This window comes from Salana multivorans (assembly GCF_003751805.1).
Lineage (GTDB): Bacteria > Actinomycetota > Actinomycetes > Actinomycetales > Beutenbergiaceae > Salana > Salana multivorans.
In genome coordinates this window covers 2419460-2437381 of record NZ_RKHQ01000001.1, presented here as the reverse complement: position 1 = coordinate 2437381, position 17922 = coordinate 2419460, and the positions used below count along the sequence as shown (strand labels likewise).

At 73.5% G+C, this 17922-nt stretch carries 11 protein-coding genes; 5 read left to right on the top strand and 6 right to left on the bottom strand.

Features of this window, described 5'->3' with window-relative positions; genetic code table 11:
• Positions 1 to 235: 235 nt before the first annotated feature.
• Positions 236 to 2020, top strand: a complete 1785-nt coding sequence (locus tag EDD28_RS10460; RefSeq protein WP_123739550.1) for a DEAD/DEAH box helicase — start codon at positions 236 to 238, stop codon at positions 2018 to 2020.
• Positions 2021 to 2202: 182 nt separating this feature from the next.
• Here the strand turns inward: EDD28_RS10460 and EDD28_RS10455 are convergent, their stop codons facing one another.
• The 4 genes from EDD28_RS10455 to EDD28_RS10440 form a co-directional block, all read right to left on the bottom strand.
• Positions 2203 to 7965, bottom strand: a complete 5763-nt coding sequence (locus tag EDD28_RS10455; RefSeq protein ID WP_245967995.1) for a rhamnogalacturonan lyase family protein — start codon at positions 7963 to 7965, stop codon at positions 2203 to 2205.
• Between the two features lie 657 nt (positions 7966 to 8622).
• Positions 8623 to 9243 (bottom strand): L-threonylcarbamoyladenylate synthase, encoded by a 621-nt coding sequence (locus EDD28_RS10450; RefSeq protein ID WP_123739549.1) that lies wholly within the window; start codon positions 9241 to 9243, stop codon positions 8623 to 8625.
• Positions 9244 to 9330: 87 nt separating this feature from the next.
• The gene (locus tag EDD28_RS10445) at positions 9331 to 9948 is read right to left on the bottom strand and encodes a MarC family protein (RefSeq protein WP_123739548.1); all 618 of its coding nucleotides are present in this window, start codon (positions 9946 to 9948) and stop codon (positions 9331 to 9333) included.
• A gap of 88 nt (positions 9949 to 10036) precedes the next feature.
• Entirely contained in the window at positions 10037 to 10876 is an 840-nt protein-coding gene (locus EDD28_RS10440) for a PHP domain-containing protein (RefSeq protein ID WP_123739547.1), read from the bottom strand.
• 63 nt (positions 10877 to 10939) lie between these two features.
• Between EDD28_RS10440 and EDD28_RS10435 the strand changes: the two genes are divergently transcribed.
• On the top strand, positions 10940 to 12484 hold the full coding sequence (locus EDD28_RS10435; protein WP_123739546.1) for an aminopeptidase P family protein: 1545 nt from the start codon (positions 10940 to 10942) through the stop codon (positions 12482 to 12484).
• Positions 12485 to 12548: 64 nt separating this feature from the next.
• Here the strand turns inward: EDD28_RS10435 and EDD28_RS10430 are convergent, their stop codons facing one another.
• Complete coding sequence (locus EDD28_RS10430) at positions 12549 to 13928, bottom strand: glycosyltransferase 87 family protein (RefSeq protein ID WP_123739545.1); 1380 nt, start codon at positions 13926 to 13928, stop codon at positions 12549 to 12551.
• Entirely contained in the window at positions 13925 to 14578 is a 654-nt protein-coding gene (locus tag EDD28_RS10425) for a YflT domain-containing protein (protein ID WP_123739544.1), read from the bottom strand. Before EDD28_RS10425 ends, EDD28_RS10430 begins: the two co-directional genes overlap by 4 nt.
• A gap of 78 nt (positions 14579 to 14656) precedes the next feature.
• Here EDD28_RS10425 and EDD28_RS10420 point away from each other — a divergent pair, with 78 nt between their 5' ends.
• The 3 genes from EDD28_RS10420 (at position 14657) to EDD28_RS10410 (ending at position 17895) form a co-directional block, all read left to right on the top strand.
• Complete coding sequence (locus EDD28_RS10420; protein WP_123739543.1) at positions 14657 to 15940, top strand: magnesium transporter MgtE N-terminal domain-containing protein; 1284 nt, start codon at positions 14657 to 14659, stop codon at positions 15938 to 15940.
• Complete coding sequence (locus EDD28_RS10415; protein WP_123739542.1) at positions 15933 to 16640, top strand: DUF1003 domain-containing protein; 708 nt, start codon at positions 15933 to 15935, stop codon at positions 16638 to 16640. Before EDD28_RS10420 ends, EDD28_RS10415 begins: the two co-directional genes overlap by 8 nt.
• Positions 16641 to 16716: 76 nt before the next feature.
• On the top strand, positions 16717 to 17895 hold the full coding sequence (locus EDD28_RS10410) for an Mrp/NBP35 family ATP-binding protein (RefSeq protein ID WP_245967994.1): 1179 nt from the start codon (positions 16717 to 16719) through the stop codon (positions 17893 to 17895).
• Positions 17896 to 17922 lie beyond the last annotated feature (27 nt).

Below are 17922 nucleotides of genomic sequence, written 5' to 3'. Positions count from 1 at the left end.
CCCCGCATCGCCCGCACCATCCGGCCCCACCGTGGTCGCGGCCGACTCACCGCGACTAGACTGAGACCGACAACGGTTGCCCGGTCGCCCGCAACCCTGCTTGACCCCGCCCGTTCCGGGCAGAACTCCGCGATCGGCTACCCCCACCAGCGCGTGGCCGACGCGCGTCGCGGTCCCTCCGACGACGCGACCCACCGTCCGCCGCGCCGCGCACGAGAGCGGACCGCTTCCCAGCATGACCGAGCCCACCACCGACCCCACCGAGAGCATCGACGTCACGGACGTCGCCCTCGACGACACGACCGACACCGCCGCCGCCGATGGCGCGGACGCTGCGGCGCCCGTCGCCCCCGAGCCCCTCAAGACCTTCGCCGACTTCGGCGTCGACGAGGCCATCGTCGGCTCCCTCGCCGACGTCGGGATCATCCACCCGTTCCCGATCCAGTCCCTGACGCTGCCCGTCGCGCTCCAGCGGCACGACATCATCGGCCAGGCCAAGACCGGGACCGGCAAGACACTGGGCTTCGGCGTCCCGCTGCTCCAGAACGTCATCGCCCCGGGCGAGGACGGCTTCGACGACGTGCCGGCCGCCGGCAAGCCGCAGGCCCTCGTCGTCGTGCCGACCCGCGAGCTCGCGGTCCAGGTGGCCGGCGACCTCATGACGGCCTCGCGCCGCCGCAAGGTCCGGATCGCGCAGGTCTACGGCGGTCGCGCGTACGAGCCGCAGATCGAGCAGCTGACGCGCGGCGTCGAGGTCGTCGTCGGGACGCCCGGCCGGATGATCGACCTGCTCAAGCAGCGCCACCTCGACCTGTCGCACGTCAAGACCGTCGTGCTCGACGAGGCCGACGAGATGCTCGACCTCGGCTTCCTTCCCGACGTCGAGCGCATCCTCGGCTCCACGCCCCCGACGCGGCACACGATGCTGTTCTCCGCGACGATGCCGGGCGCCGTCGTCGCGCTCGCGCGTCGCTACATGACGCAGCCGACCCACATCCGGGCCCACGACCCGAACGACGACGGTGTCACCCTCAAGGCGATCAAGCAGCTCGTCTACCGCGCGCACGCGCTCGACAAGGTCGAGATGCTGAGCCGGATGCTCCAGGCCAGGGGCCGGGGTCTGACCATCGTCTTCACGCGCACGAAGCGGACGGCGGCCAAGGTGGCCGACGAGCTGACCGAGCGCGGGTTCGCCGCGGCCGCCATCCACGGCGACCTCGGCCAGGGCGCCCGGGAGCAGGCGCTGCGCGCCTTCCGCAACGGGAAGGTCGACGTGCTCGTCGCGACCGACGTCGCGGCGCGCGGCATCGACGTCGACGACGTCACCCACGTCGTCAACTACCAGTGCCCCGACGACGACAAGACCTACCTGCACCGCGTCGGGCGCACCGGCCGCGCCGGCAACACGGGCACGGCCGTGACCTTCGTCGACTGGGACGACATCCCGAAGTGGTCGCTCATCGACAAGGCACTCGAGCTCGGCGTCCCCGAGCCGCCGGAGACCTACTCCTCGACGCCGTCGTTCTTCACCGACCTCGACATCCCCGAGGGGACGAAGGGCCGGCTGCCGCGCTCCGAGCGCACGCGCGCCGGCCTCGGCGCCGAGACGCTCGAGGACCTGGGCGAGACCGGCAAGCGCGGTGGCAAGGGCGGCCCCGGCTCGCGCGACGGCGGCCAGCGGGACGGCCGTCGTGACGGCGGGTCGCGTGACGGCGGCTCCCGCGACGGCGGGTCGCGCGGTCCGGCGCGCGAGCGCCGGGCCGAGACGGGCGAGGAGGGCGAGCGTCGTCCGCGACGCCGCCGTCGCCGGGACGGCTCCGGCCCGGAGAGCGGGTCGGACGCGTCGGGCGCCACGAGCGGCGTCGAGGTCGGCGGTGTCAGCATCGAGCTGCCCGACCGGTCCGAGCGCACCACCGGCGACGGTGAGGGCGGCGGCAAGCCGCGTCGTCGCCGTCGTCGCCGCGGTGGCAGCGGCGGCGGGGCGGACGCCGGCACCCCCGCGGAGTCCGCGGCCGAGTAGCGGCGCGTCGCACCCACGACAGCACGACACGGGCGCTGGTCCCGACCATCGGATGGTCGGGACCAGCGCCCGTGTCATGTCCCGGACGTGCCCGCGCGGGCGAGCGACGTCGTGCGGCCGACCGGGGCGGACCGGCCGGCCGCGTGGGCCGGCGATCCGCCCCGGTCGGGGGATCTCCTCGGCTAGGCCGTGAGCCTCCTGCGGCGCGCGACGAGCACGGCCCCGGCGGCCAGCGCGCCGAGCGCGAGCGTCACCAGCAGCCCGACGGCGACACCGGTTCCGGGCATGGAGCCCCCTCCCGGCGTCGACGCGGAGCCGCTCGGCGACACCGACGACCCGCCCGTCGGCGACGTCGACGAGCCGTCCGTCGGCTCACCGGAGGGTCCACCCGTCGGCTCACCGGAGGGCTCACCGGACGGCTCTCCCGAGGGCTCACCCGACGGGTCGCCGGGCGCCCTCAGCTCCAGCTCGGCGGTGGCCGAGGCGTCGCCCGTCCCCGTCGAGCTGACGCTCGCCTCGATCGTGTACGAGCCGGACGGCAGGGCCGAGACGTCGAACGTCGTCGACCAGGCACCGTCGGCGACCGGCGCGGTCAGACCGAGGACCTCGCGCCCGTCACCGTCCCTGAGCACGACGGCGACCACGGCCGCGTCGTCCCTCCAGCCCGTGTCACCGGGCTGCGCGGTCCCCGTGACGACGAGCGGCTCGACGGTGCTCGCCGTACCCCCGCCGCCCGTGATCGCCACGGTCGGCAGCCCGACCTCCGGCGTCGCGACCCCGTCGCCGACGTACGCGATCGACGGCGCCGGCGGCGTGTCCATCCCGACGCCGAGGAAGTACGACGTGTGCGGGGGCTGGTTGTAGGCGGTGTTCTGCCACGCGACGGCGAGGCGGTAGACCGGGTCGGACTGCAGCGTGCGCAGCCGGTGGTCGGTCAGGTCCACGGTCGTGGCGATCCGCAGCGCGGAGGAGTCGTCCAGCCGCGTGACGATCTCCTCGCGCCAGTCCCCGAACAGGTCGGCCTGCAGGGCGGGGTTGCCCTTCGTGTCGTTGTTCGTGAGCGTGCCGTCGGCGCGGTAGATCTCCACCTCCCGGCCGTTCTCGTAGTCCCACTTCGAGATCGTCGGGACGCCCGTCCGGGTCTCCTCCGTCCAGTCGTGGTCCGTGATCTCGCGCAGCAGGTCGCCGTCCCACCAGGTGACGAAGTTCGCCGCCGGGATGTCGTTGGTGATGAGCGTTCCGTCCGCCGCGTGCAGGAAGCCCGCCACGTCGTTCCACGCACCACCGTCGGAGATGTTCCACGCCTCGGCACCCGCGTAGCGGGGGTCGATGTCGCCGGCGGCTCCCCGCCCGGTGTCCCGGGTGCCCGGGACGGACCAGATGACCTCGCCCGTCGCCGCGTCGCGGAACGTCGCGATCCGGTTGCCGTTGCTGCCCGGGGCCTCGTGGACCGCGAACACCTCCAGCCCCGGCCGGCTCGGGTCGAGGTCGGACACGTGCAGCGCGTCCCCGTGCCCGAGACCGGTGTTGTAGAGCACCGTGCCGTCGTCGTCGAACGTGATCGAGCCGTAGACGATCTCGTCCTTCTGGTCGCCGTCGACGTCGGCCACCGCGAGCTGGTGGTTGCCCTGGTGCTCGTACTGCGACCCCGCCTCGTCGGTGTCGAACCGCCAGCGCTCCACGAGCCGCTCGCCGTCGAAGTCGTACGCGGTCAGCGCGGTGCGCGTGTAGTAGCCGCGTGCGGTGACGAGCGAGGGGTGCTCGCCATCGAGGTAGGCCGTCCCGGCGAGGAACCGGTCGACCCGGTTGCCGTACGCGTCGCCCCAGGCGCTGACCGCCCCGCGGGCCGGCGTGTACTCGACCGTGTCGATCGCCGCGCCCGTCGCCCCGTCGAAGATCGTGAGGAACTCGGGGCCGTCGAGGACGTAGCCGGAGGAGTTGCGGTAGTCGGCCCCGGGGTCGCCGATGAACGTGCCGACGCCGTCGAGCGTGCCGTCGGCCGTCTTCATGGCGACCTCGGCCCGGCCGTCGCCGTCGTAGTCGAACACCTGGAACTGGGTGTAGTGCGCGCCCGCCCGGATGTTGACGCCGAGGTCGATCCGCCAGAGCTGGGTCCCGTCGAGCTCGTAGGCGTCGACGAAGACCTTGCCCGTGTAGCCGGCCTGGGAGTTGTCCCGCGAGTTGGACGGGTCCCACTTGACGATGAGCTCGTACTGCCCGTCGCCGTCGACGTCACCGACCGACACGTCGTTCGCCCGGTAGGAGTAGGGCTGACCGTCCTTCGTGTAGGCGTCGGCCGGCTTGTTCAGCGCGACGTCGAGGGTCTGGTCGTCCCACACCCCGAACTCCTCCGTCACCCACCGCTGCACCCCGTCGACGACGGCGGCGATCCGGTAGGTGGAGTCGGCGGTCCCGTCCTCGTCCAGCACGTTGGTCGTGTCCGTGATCGGGCTGGCGGTGACCCGCGCCCCGTCGCGGTAGACGTGGAAACCGAGGTGCAGCGGGTCCAGGCCGAGCAGGCGCCACCCGAGGTAGACGCCGCCGTCGACCGCGACCGCGACCGGCGCCCGGTCGAGGTTCTCGGCCTGCCGCACCAGCACGGTCTCGCCGGCCGACGCGACGGTGTCCGACAGCTCCGAGACGCCGCCCGCGTTCACGGAGGCGACCGCGTAGTGGAACGGGATCGTCGTGAGCACGTCGGTGTCGTCGTAGCTCGGGGTGGTCGAGCTGCCGATGAGCTCGAGCTCGCCGTCGGCCGACGCGGCCCGGTAGACCTGGTAGAACAGCGCGCCCTCAACGCCCTCCCAGGCCAGGCTCACGAGGTGCTTCGCCTCGTCGGTCACCGTCAGACCGGTCGGCGTCGCGGCCGTCGGGACGTCCGGGTCGACCGTCGTGACCTCGACGACGTTGCTGGCAACGGACTCGCTGCCGATCGCGTCGATCGAGACCACCTTGTAGCTGTAGACCTGCCCGACCGCCGCCGTCCGGTCGACGAACGACGTGTCCGTCACCGTCCCGACCAGCGCCGGGGACGTCGCCCCCGCCGTCTGCCGGTACACGCGGTACCCGTCGGCCTCGGCCGCCGCCGCCCAGGACAGGCTGACGGCGACGTCCGTGCCGTCGATCGTGACGTCGTCGAGCGTGAGGTCGGCCGGCGCGTACTGCAGCGGCGTGATCTCGAGCCCGTTCAGCCAGCCGTCGGCCACCATCGTGAGCTGACCGTCCAGGACGGTCACCGGCTGCATGGCCTTCGTGCTGAGGTTGCCGCGGCCGCCCGTCGTGCTGCCGTACGTGACACCCTCGAGCGTCACAGCGAGCCGCGCCGTCCCGATCATGTCGCCGTACAGGGCCGTGACCGAGTACGTCCCCGGCGGCAGGTCGACGACGAAGGTGTTCCCCGTGCCCGGCAGCGCGAAGTCGCGCAGCAGGGCGGACGGGACGGGATCGAAGGCGATGCCGCGGTCGCGCCCACCGGGCCCGGCGGCGGTCCACCCGTAGCCGAGCGCCTCGGTGTAGCGAGTGTTCTCGTTGACCTCGAGGTAGCCCGGCTCGACGACGTTGCCCGCGAGCTGGAAGTCGAACGCGTACAGCGGCGCCTTCGTCCGGAAGCTCACGACGTTGGAGTACCCCGAGTCACCGGCGCCGTTGGTCGCGACGACGACGACGTCGTAGGCCGTTCCCTGCGTCATGCCCGTCGTCGTCACCTGGGCGACCGTCGAGGAGCCGACCAGCGCGTAGTCCGCGTCGGAGCCCCCGGCCGGCCTGCGGTACACCTTGTAGATGTCCGCGCCCTCGACGGCGGTCCAGGTCAGCAGCGCGCTGGAGTTCGTGATGCTGGTCGCGACCAGCCCGGCCGGAGCGGCCGGGACGTCGCTCGGCAGCTCCGTGTCCAGGACGTGGTCGGCGAGCGGGACGTCCAGCTCCGCCGTGTCCCCCGCCACGAGCCGGGCCATCTGGATGGCGCCGTACTCCTGGAAGTGGGTGTCGTCCGTCGTGCCGCTCGGGCGGCCCGGGTAGACCCCGGCCGGGACGTGCAGGAACACGGACTTGGCCAGCTCGGGTCCGATCTGGTTCAGGTAGTCGCGGCTGGACGCCGACAGGTCGACCAGCGGCGTGCCCGTCTCCTGCGCGACGGCCGTCGCGGCGGCGACGTAGGCCGGGAAGGAGACGTTGAAGACCCCGGTCGTCGCGTTGAAGTCACGCCGCGAGACGGGCGTCACGATGATCGGCGTCGCGCCGCGCTGGCGCGCGCCGTCGATGTAGGTGCGCAGGTAGTTCTTGTAGTCCAGCGGCGCCGCCCAGCGGTCGTCGACGCCACGGGAGTTGTCGTTGTGCCCGAACTGGACGTACAGGTAGTCGCCCGGGCGGATGCTGCCCAGGACCTCGTCGAGACGACCCTGGCTGATGAAGTTCTTCGCCGAGCGGCCCCCGATGGCGCGGTTGTCGACCGTCACCGAGTCGTCGAGGAAGCGGTCGAGCATCTGGCCCCAGCCGGCCTGCGGGGCGTAGCCCGAGGTGTAGCTCTGGACCGTCGAGTCGCCGGTCACCCACACCGTGGGCTTGGCGCCGGCCGTGCGGTCCTCCAGCCGGGTGATGACGAGCTGGTTGAGCTTCGGCGCCGTCCCGCCGACCTCGATCGTGAGCTGGCCGTCGACCAGCGAGATCGGGAACGTCATCTCGAGGAACGAGCCGGCGACGTTCGCCGTCGTCTGCACCTTGGACATGGTCTCGACGGTCATCGAGATCGAGCTGGCGGCGGTGGCGTCGCCCGCGACGACCGAGACGTTGTAGTCGCCGTTCGGCAGGTCGATCACGAGGTCGGTCGCGCCGACCTGGACGAAGTCGCTGCGGACCGGGTCGTCCGTCCCGCGGTCGGTCGCCGTCACCTTCGAGGTATCGACGAAGCCGTAGCGGGTCTGCGCCGAGTAGGCCGTCGACGCGTCGACCGCGATGGCGCCGTCGGCGAGCTCGCCGTCGCCGAAGTCGAACGTGAGCACCCCGCTCGCGGGCAGCTCGACGTCCTCCACGCCGTCACCGGCGAGCGTCGCGACCGCGACCCGGGAGGGGACCGACGGCAGGCCCGAGGCGGGCCGCGACTGGACGCGGTAGTAGTTCACCCTGGTCGTGTCGGCCGTGGCATCGGTCGCCCAGACCTGGTCGCCGACCGTCGCGACGACCGTGAAGGGGCCATCGGGGCTGTCGCCGCGGGACAGGACGTAGCCGGCGGCGCCCGAGATCTCCTCCCAGCGCATCGTGACGCTGCCGTCCTCGACGTGGGCGGTCCGCAGGTAGGACGGCGTCGCGATGGTGCCGTACTCCGGATCGGTGGGGTCGGTCGGCTGGTCGGTCGGGGTCGGCTCGCCGGTGGGCTCGCCGGTCGGCTCCTCACCGGGGTCCGGGGCATCGCCCGTGCGGACGACCTCGATGCCGTTGACGAACGCGCCGGCGCCCGTGCCGGTGAAGCCGAAGGTGAGCTGACCGTCGGTCACGGCGGTGGTGAAGGTGTCCGTTGCGACGGCCGCCTTGGCCGAGAGCGACCCGGCCGTCTCGCCCTCGAGCACGACCGTCGTCTTCGTCGTGCCCGTCCCGGTCATGTCGCCGGACGTCACGGTGACGTCGTAGGTGCCGCTCGGCACGTCGAGGAGGAAGCCCCAGCTCGTCGACAGCACGAAGTCGCGCTGGACGTCGTCCCCGGTGCTGCGGTCGCGGGAGACGGGGGCCGACGGCGACGCGGGGTCGATCCCGTAGCCCGCCTCCTCCGAGTATCGGTTCGACTCGGACACACCGACCCAGCCCTCGGCGACGGGACTCGTCGCCGTGCCGAAGTCGTACTTCCAGGGGCCCGTCTCGGGGTCCGGGGCCGCGAGCGCCGGGATCCCCACGAGCGGGAGCGCCAGGGCCGCGCTGGCCAGGAGCGCCGTCCAGGTTCGTTGCTGCTGTCTCATCTCTGCCTTCGCCTCTGCGTCCTTCGTCTCTGCATTGAAACGATTTAATCCCGAGGTGCGCATAAATCGATTTAGCACCGGGAGTGCGACCATCTTGCCCAGGACGGAGTCCGGCGTCCAGCCCGGCGATGAAACGATCCAAGGCGCGGGCCCGCCGTGAGGTGGGTCACATGGACGGTCCGGACGGCGGCCGACCTGGGCTGATGCGGTTCAGTGCGCCGGTCGGGGGCGGGTCCGCAGGGGCGGACGGACGGTTCACATGGTGAGACGGCCGGGCGGGCGGTCGAGGGGTCGGCGGGTGCGGACCAGGCGACGGTGGTGGCGCGGCGGCTGGCGTCGAGCGCGTGGGGCGGCGGGTGTTGGCACACGGAGAGCTGGGCACCGAACGCCCGGCGTGGCGGGCGCCAATCGCCATGGGCGTGGTGCGCGTGGAGTGGCGGGCGCCGAGCACCAGCCGTCGCGGGCAGTGGGCGTCGGACGGCGGGCGCCGAGCACGGCAGGGCATCGGCATGACCACGGCCGGCCGCGAGCCGCGACGCCCGGGCCCCCAATGTCGGAGCGGGCCTCACCGGCCGGGACCGCGCGATCCACCCCGATGTCGGAGGACGGGCCGACGGCGCGCGACCGCCCGCGTCACCGCGCCGCCGAAGCCGCGCGCTACTCGAACGGGGTCGGGTCGCCGGCGCCGACGCGCACGACCTCCGGGGCACCCGAGGAGAAGTCGACGACGGTCGTCGGCTCGGTGCCGCACTCCCCCGAGTCGAGCACGATGTCGAGCGCGTGCCCGATCTCCTCGTTGATCTGCCAGCCGTCGGTCAGCGGCTCGTCGTGCCCCGGCAGGAGCAGCGTCGAGGACAGCATCGGCTCGCCCAGCTCCCGCAGCAGCGCGCGCACGACCGGGTGCTCGGGGATGCGGACGCCCACCGTCTTCTTCTTCGGGTGGTGGAGGCGCCGCGGCACCTCCTTCGTCGCCGGGAGGATGAACGTGTAGGGCCCGGGCGTCGCGGCCTTGATCGCGCGGAACGCGGAGTTGTCCAGGTGGACGAGCGCACCGAGCTGGTGGAAGTCCGAGCACACGAGCGTGAAGTCGTGCTTGGCGTCGAGATGACGGATCTCGCGGATGCGCTCGGGCCCGCTCGGCGAGTCCAGCCGCGCCCCGAGGGCGTAGCAGGAGTCGGTCGGGTAGGCGATCAGAGCACCGTCGCGCAGCGCCGCGACGGTCTGGGCGATGGCCCGCGGCTGCGGGTCGACGGGGTGGACCTCGATGAACCGTGCCATTCGCCAAGCCTAGACGCGGATCGCTCGCGAGCCGAGAGGCGGGCCGCGACGGACGCCGCCGGACGCCGCCGGGCGGCGCCAGCCGCGTCACATGGTCGCGACGAACGCCATGACCGCGTCGGCGATGAGCTGCACCGCGATGGCGGCCAGCAGCAGACCGGCGAGCCGCGTCACGACCGTGACCCCGCCCTCGCCGAGCACCCGGTGGATGACGACGGAGAACCGCATCGCGAGGTAGAGGCACGCGTGCACGAGCACGATCGCCACGATGATGACGGTCCACGACGCGAACGAGTGGTCGGAGTTCTCCACGGCGAGCATCGAGGCCACGATCGCGCCCGGTCCGGCCAGCAGCGGCGTGCCCAGCGGCACGAGCGCGACGTTGACCCCGCTCGCCGTCGGCCGCGGCTCCTCGGCCTTGCCCGTCAGCAGCTCCAGCGCGACCAGCAGGAGGAGCAGACCACCCGAGGCCTGGAACGCCGGCACCGAGACGTGGAGGAACTCCAGGATGTAGCGCCCGAACATGGTGAACACGAGGATGACCCCGAACGCCACCAGCACGGCCTGCCGCGCGGCGAGCACGCGGCGTCGCCGGTCCATCCCGTTCGTCAGCGCGAGGAACACCGGGACGGTGCCCGGCGGGTCCATGATGACGAACAGGGTCACGAACGTTGTCACGCCCAGCGTGACGATCTCCGGGCTCATCTCACCTCAGGTTCTCGGGCCCAGGATCGCCGGGCGCGCGTGGAGTGAGCCGGACGGACACGGGGCACCGCGGTCGGCCGGCTCGGGTTCAGCTCACGAGGGGTTCGCGGCCGCGCTCGAGGATCGACTCGAGGGCGTCGGCGTGCGTCGTGTGCTCGCCAAGCCTGTTCGGCTTGCCGGCACCGTGGTAGTCGCTCGATCCCGTCACGAGCAAGTCTAGGTCCCGGGCGAGCCCGAGCAGACGCGTCCGCTCCCCCTCGTCGTGGTCCCGGTGGTCGACCTCGAGGCCGACCAGCCCCGCCCGCGCGAGCGACGCGATCTGCTCGTCGGACAGGATCGCCCCCCGGCGGCCGGCCGCCGGGTGCGCGAGCACCGGCACACCGCCGGCGGCGAGCACGAGCGCGACCCCCTCGTGCGGCGTCGGCACGTCGTACGGGACGGAGTACGGACCGCCGGAGTAGAGGATGCGCTCGAAGGCGTCGGTCCGGTCCCGCGCGGCCCCGAGCGTCACGAGCGCGTCGGCGAGGTGGGGACGCCCGACCGTCGCCCCGCCCGGTGTGTGGGCGAGCACGTCGGCCCAGGTCAGCTCGTAGTCGCGCGCGAGCAGCTCGGTCATCCGCCGGGCCCGGGTCACGCGCGCGCCGCGCGATCGCTCGAGCCGGTCGGCGAGCCCGGGGACCGTCGGGTCCTGCAGGTAGGACAGGAGGTGGACGGTCGTGCCCTCGCCGCGGCAGGTCACCTCGGTCCCGCGGACCAGGCCGATCCCGACCTCCCGCGCCGCGCGCGCCGCCTCGGCCCAGCCGGCGGTCGTGTCGTGGTCGGTGAGGGCGACGACGTCGAGCCCGACGCGCGCGGCCTCCCGGACCACGTCGCCGGGCGAGGTCGTGCCGTCGGACGCCGTCGAGTGGGTGTGGAGGTCGATGCGCACACGCGCAGTCTAGGAACTCGTGGACACCCGGCGTCGCGCCCGCGGCGGTGGGACGATGGAGCCATGACGAGCGAGACCCCCGCGGATGCCCAGCACGACGACCAGCCACTCGAGGACCGGGGCAACAACCGCTCGCAGCGGCCCAGCTCGGTCGCGTTCCGCGAGTTCATGTCCTCGGCCTGGGCGCCGCGCTCCGGCGACGGCGTGACGCGGCACGAGGCGGCCGACCACGCGGCCGAGCGCCGCGCCCGGCTCGGCGCCCGGCTCACCGGCCAGACCCTCGTCATCCCGGCCGGCTCGCTCAAGACCCGCTCGAACGACACGGACTACGCCTTCCGCCCGCACGCCGCGTTCTCCCACCTCACCGGGCTCGGCACGGACCTGGAGCCCGACGCCGTCCTCGTCCTGCACGCGCTCGCCGCGGACGCCGGCCCGACCCACGAGGCCGTCCTGTACACGAAGCCGCTCGCCGGCCGGGACAGCGAGGAGTTCTACGCCGACTCGCGCTACGGCGAGTTCTGGGTCGGTCCGCGCTGGACGCTCGAGGAGGCCCAGGAGCTCACCGGCATCCGCGCGGCGCACATCGACGACCTGCGGGACGCGGTCGCGAAGGACGCGGGCAACCCCGAGGTGGAGGTTCGGGTGCTGCGCGGGGCCGACGACGCCGTCGCCACCCTCGTCGACGTCGTCCTGGCCGAGCACGGCCGGTGGAGCGAGGACGCGCGCGACGCCGACGACGCCCTCGCCACCGCCGTGTCCGAGCTGCGCCTCGTCAAGGACGCGTGGGAGGTCGACCAGCTCCGCGCGGCGGTCGCGGCGACGATCACCGGCTTCGAGGACGTCGTGCGCAGCCTCCCGCGCGCCGCGGGCCACCCGCGGGGCGAGCGCGTCGTCGAGGGCGTCTTCGCCGCGAGGGCGCGCGAGGAGGGCAACGCGGTCGGCTACGACACGATCGCCGCCGCGGGCGACCACGCGACGACGCTGCACTGGATCCGCAACACCGGCGCGGTGCGTCCGGGCGAGCTGCTGCTGCTCGACGCCGGCGTCGAGGTCAACTCGCTCTACACCGCCGACATCACGCGGACGCTGCCCGTCGACGGCACGTTCACCGACGTCCAGCGCCGGGTCTACGACGCCGTGCGCGAGGCGGCGGACGCCGCGTTCGCCGTCGTGCGGCCCGGCGCGAAGTTCCGCGACGTCCACGCCGCGGCGATGGAGGTGCTCGCCGCGCGGCTCGAGGAGTGGGGGCTGCTGCCGGTCACGGCGGCGGAGTCGCTGACGCCCGAGGGCCAGCAGCACCGCCGCTGGATGCCGCACGGCACGAGCCACCACCTCGGGCTCGACGTCCACGACTGCGCCCAGGCCCGCGCCGAGCTCTACCTCGACGCGCGACTGGAGCCGGGCATGGTGTTCACGATCGAGCCGGGCCTGTACTTCAAGGCGGACGACCTCGCCGTCCCGGCGGAGTACCGCGGCATCGGCGTGCGGATCGAGGACGACGTCCTGGTCACCGCCGACGGCTACGAGAACCTCTCGGCGGCCCTCCCGCGCCGGTCCGAGGACGTCGAGGCCTGGATGGCGCGCCTCTCCGACGGACAGGGCGGCTAGCGCCCCGTCCGCTCTCCGCGGACCGCCCGCCGCGACACGGGCTCGCGCCCGGCATCGCCGCAGGTCAGGACGCCGCGCCCTCCGGCACCGCCGACTGCTCGGCGGGCTCTTCCGCGGGGAGCGGACGGGGCGCCGCGCCCTCGACGCGTCCGGCGCCGCGCCGTCCCCGGCGGTGCCGCGCGATCCCGACCAGCTCGACCACGACCGCGACGAGCACGGCCACGACGAGCAGGTTCCGCAGCGCCGCCACGACGACCATCGTCGGCTCGGCCAGGATGAAGCCGCCGTAGTCGACCGGGTAGACGAGCTGCGTGAGCGCGGCGGCGGCCAGCAGACCGAGCGCCGGGATCTCCCACGGCAGCCGCAGGTGCCGCCCGGCGCTCAGGCCGACCGCGACGACCGGCCCGAGCCACGCGATGAATTGCGGCGAGCCGACCTTGTTGAACACGACGAGCGCCACGAGCACGGCCTGTGTCGTGAGCAGGAAGACGGCCTGGACCTGGCGCGGGTTGCGCCGCCACGCCCACCAGCCCAGCGCGAGCAGGGCGACGACCGCGAGCGGCAGCACCAGGTCGAGCGCGCGGGCGACGGCGTCCGCGGCCGGGGAGAGGAACTCGTAGGTGTAGATCTCCTCGTTGTAGACCGGGGCGGCCGTTCCCGTCCCGCCGTTCCACAGGCGCGCGAGGGAGAACGGGGTCGCCAGCACGGACTCCGCCTGCAGCGCGCGCTTGCCCTGCTCGCCGAAGACGCTGAACACGCGCGTACCGGAGCCGAGCGCCATCGCGGTCACGACGACGGCGGCGCTCACCGCCGCGCCGACCGCCAGCACCGGGACGCGGCGGCGGGTGAACGTGAGGACGGTGAGGAACACGGCCGCCGGGGCGATCTTGATCCAGGCGCCGGCCGTCGCGATCGCGGCCGCCGTGCGGGGATGGCGCAGCCCGGCCGTCGCGGCGACGAGGATGAGCGGGGCGACGATGCCGTCGATCCGGCCGAGGCTGATCGGCCCGAGCAGCGCGAGGAACGCGAGCCAGAACCAGCCGCCGTAGGTCCCGAACGGGCGGTGGTCCCACAGGTAGGCGAGCGCCAGGGCGTTGAGGAGGATGACGAGGCCGACGAACCCGGCGGCGTAGGGCCACGGGCCGAGTCCGGCGACGACGAGCGGCAGGAGCGCGCCGGCCGGGTAGACCCACTCGGTGTCGAGGACGGGCCAGACGCCGTTGGCCTGGCCGTTCCAGATCCACCACTCGTACAGGCCGACGTCACCGAAGATCGCGCTGGAGTGCGCGAGGGCGCGGGAGACGAGCCAGGCGTGGACCGCGACGAACCCGGCGAGCAGCAACCACGGCGACCGCGCGAGGACGCCCGTGGCCGCGACCGTCTCGGCGAGCGACGGCGCGCTCCGGGAGGGCGTCGACGGACGACGCTGCTCCGGCTCGCTCACCGCTGGGGCGGGTCGTCGAGGCGCTGGCCGTAGCGCGGCGGCTCGAGGGCCTCGGGCGGTGTCGGGGTCGGGCGGGACGCCGGGTCGCCGACGGGTCCGGGCGCGGCGGGCGCACCCGGTCCGCCCGGGCCGAACGCCGTCCCCTGACCGTGTCCCTGGCCGCGGCCGACCGTCGTGATGCCGGCCTGCTGGAGGCGGGAGCGCGCGTCACCGGCGAGCTCGCTGAGGCACAGGACGTCGTACCGGCTCGCCACCACCTGCGACTGCGAGACGAAGTCCCTCTTGCCGCCGGTGAACGCGTAGGAGATGACGCCGAAGAGCATGCCGAACGCGGCACCGAGCGAGACGCACACGACGATCGTCGCCATCCCGTTCTCGTTGAACATGCTGAACAGCAGGCCGATGAACAGACCGAACCACACGCCCGACAGCGCACCGGCCAGCGCGACGCGCGGGTAGGACAGGCGGCCCGTCACGCGCTCGACCATCCGCAGGTCGGACCCGACGATCGTCACGGCCTGGACGGCGAAGGCGCTGTCGGCGAGCACGTCGACGGCCTTCTGCGCCTCGAGATAGGTGGCGAAGGAGGCGATCTCCTCCCCCTGCGGCGGGGTGGGCACGGTGGTCCGGCGCGCGTCGTTCATCGACATGCCCCCTATTCTCCCCCACGCTCCCGCCCACCGAAAGCTGCCGCGGCTGGGGCCGGGGGCACGCCCTACGCTGGGACCGTGAGCACGCCCACCCGAGTCTTCGCCGCACGCCTCGCCGGCACCGGCGTCTACGACCCCAACCGCGACCGGGTGGGCAAGGTGCACGACGTCGTCGTGGTCGTGCGGCCGGGCGGCGCGCTGCGGGCCGTCGGCCTCGTCGTGGAGGTGGCCGGGCGCCGCCGCGTCTTCGTCCCGCTGTCCCGCGTCACCAGCATGGACCCCGGCGCCGTCATCACGACCGGCCTGGTCAACATGCGCCGGTTCGAGCAGCGCGCGGGCGAGCGCCAGGTCATGGGCGAGATCCTCGACCGCGCCGTCACGCTCTCGCCGGCCGACGGCGGCGGCACCGCCCGCGTCGAGGACCTCGGCTTCGAGCTGCGCCGTGGCCGGGACTGGGACGTCACGAAGCTGTTCGTCCGGCGCAGCGCGTCGGGCCGGCTGTTCCGCCGGGGCGAGACGCTCATGGTCGACGCGGCCTCCGTCACCGGCCTGCTCTCGGTGCAGACGGACCAGGGCGCCGCGTCGTTCATCGCGACGCTCGACGGCCTGCACGCGGCCGACGTGGCCGAGGTGCTGCACGCGCTGCCCGCCGCACGCCGCGTCGAGGTCGCGATGGAGCTCGACGACGAGCGGCTGGCCGACGTCCTCGAGGAGCTATCGGAGGAGGACGCGGCGGAGATCCTCACCGCGCTCGAGGCGGGTCGCGCGGCCGACGTCCTCGACGCCATGCAGCCCGACGACGCCGCCGACCTCGTCCAGGAGCTGCCCGAGCAGATGGCCGAGGAGCTGCTCGAGCTGATGGAGCCAGAGGAGGCCGAGGACGTGCGCCGCCTCATGGCCTACGGCGAGCACACGGCCGGTGGTCTCATGACGACGGAGCCGGTCATCCTCGGCCCCGAGGCGACCATCGCGGCGGGCCTCGCCCACGTGCGCCGCCGCGACCTCGCGCCCGCGCTGTCGACGATGGTGTTCGTCGTCCGGCCGCCGCTCGAGACGCCGACGGGGCGGTTCCTCGGCGTCGTCCACCTCCAGGAGATGCTGCGGGAACCCCCGCACGACCGGCTCGGCTCGATCATCGACCAGGACGTCGAGTGGGTGCTGCCGTCGGACCCGCTCGGCAAGGTGACCCGCCTGCTCGCGACCTACAACCTCACCGTGCTGCCCGTGCTCGACGAGGACAAGCACCTGCTCGGCGCCGTCTCCGCCGACGACGTGCTCGACCGGCTCCTGCCCGACGACTGGCGCGACGCCGACGACTCGGTGACCGACCTCTCCCTCACCCCCGGAGGCAGCCGTGGCTGAGCGCGGACAGCAGCGCGACCGACGGCTCGACACCCCGCTGGAGCGCGGGCGCTGGTTCGGGTCGCGCCCGCGCGGGAGCAAGGAGTCGGACACCGCCGGCATCCTCTCCGAGCGCATCGCGCGCTTCCTCGGCACGCCGAGCTTCATCATCTGGCTCACGGTGTTCTGCATCGTGTGGCTCGCGTGGAACACGCTGGCTGCGCGGGAGCTGCGGTTCGACTCGGCCGCGAACGGGTTCACGGCGCTCACGCTCATGCTGTCGCTGCAGGCCTCCTACGCCGCGCCCCTCATCCTCCTCGCGCAGAACCGGCAGACCGACCGCGACCGCATCGCGGCCGAGCAGGACCGCCAGCGCACCGAGCGCAACCTCGCGGACACCGAGTACCTGGCGCGCGAGATGGCGTCGCTGCGCATGGCGCTGCAGGACGTCGCGACGCGCGACTACGTCCGCGGTGAGCTGCGCGACCTGCTCGACGCGCTCCGCGAGGACATCCGCACCGAGGTGCGGGCCGAGTTGCGCGCGGAGCTGCACGGGGAGGAGCGCGTCGACGAACCCGCCGGCAAGCGGACCGACCGGCGCAAGAAGAAGCGGCCGAGCTCGCCCGAGCACGCGGACGGGACCGACGCGGTGCCCGGACCGGGTGGCGACGCAGAACCGGACGCCCGTGCCGAGCCGACGGCCGAGGCCGACGACGCCTGACGCGGGACCGAGCGGTCCCGAGCCGCGCCCCCTCGCGGCCCGGTCTCGGCCCCGGGGGCCGACCTAGACTGGAGGGGTGCCCGCCGACCTCCTCACCGCCGTCCAGTCCGCGCTCGCGGGGGTCCTCGACCCCGAGATCCGCCGCCCCATCACCGAGCTCGGGATGGTCAAGGACGTCACGCTGAGCGAGCCCGGCGAGGGTGCCGACACCTCGGGCGCGGCCGGTGTCGACGCCGCGATCCTCGTCGCGCTGACGACCGCTGGCTGCCCGCTGCGCGAGACCATCACGCGCGACGTCACGGCCGCGGTGGCGGGCGTCCCCGGGATCGCCGGCGTCGAGGTCCGGCTCACCGTCATGACCGACGCCGAGCGGCAGGAGCTGCGCAAGCAGCTGCGCGGGACCGACGCGGAGCCCGTCATCCCGTTCGCGCAGCCGGACTCCCTCACGCGGGTGATCGCCGTGTCCTCGGGCAAGGGCGGCGTCGGCAAGTCGACGGTCACGGCGAACCTCGCCGTCGCGATGGCGCGGCGCGGGCTGCGGGTGGGGGTGCTCGACGCGGACATCTACGGGTTCTCGATCCCGCTCATGCTGGGGGTGACGCAGAACCCCACCAAGGTCGAGGACATGATCCTGCCGCCGGTGGCGCACGACGTGAAGGTCATCTCGATCGGCATGTTCGCCCCGCCCGGACAGCCGGTCGTGTGGCGCGGGCCGATGCTGCACCGCGCGCTCCAGCAGTTCCTCGCCGACGTGTTCTGGGGCGACCTCGACATCCTCCTGCTCGACCTCCCGCCGGGGACCGGCGACATCGCGATCTCGCTCGCGCAGCTCCTGCCGAACGCGGAGATCCTCGTCGTGACGACGCCGCAGCAGGCCGCGGCCGACGTGGCGGCGCGCGCGGGGTCGATGGCGACCCAGACGCGGCAGCGCGTCATCGGGGTCGTCGAGAACATGTCGTGGCTGACGCAGCCCGACGGTTCCCGGCTCGAGATCTTCGGCTCCGGCGGCGGCCAGGAGGTGGCGAACACCCTCTCGGCGACGCTCGGCTACCCGGTCGGGCTGCTCGGCCAGGTGCCGCTCGACGTCGCGGTCCGCGAGGGCGGCGACGTCGGCAGCCCGCGCGCCGGGCTCGACACCGCGGCGAGCGGCGAGGACCTGGGTGAGGGAGCCGACGCGCTCGTGGCGATCGCCGACCAGCTCGCGGGGCAGCGTCGCGGGCTCGCCGGCCGGCGGCTCGGGCTCAGCGTCGTCTAGACCGCGGACGGGCCGGCGCAGGCGGAC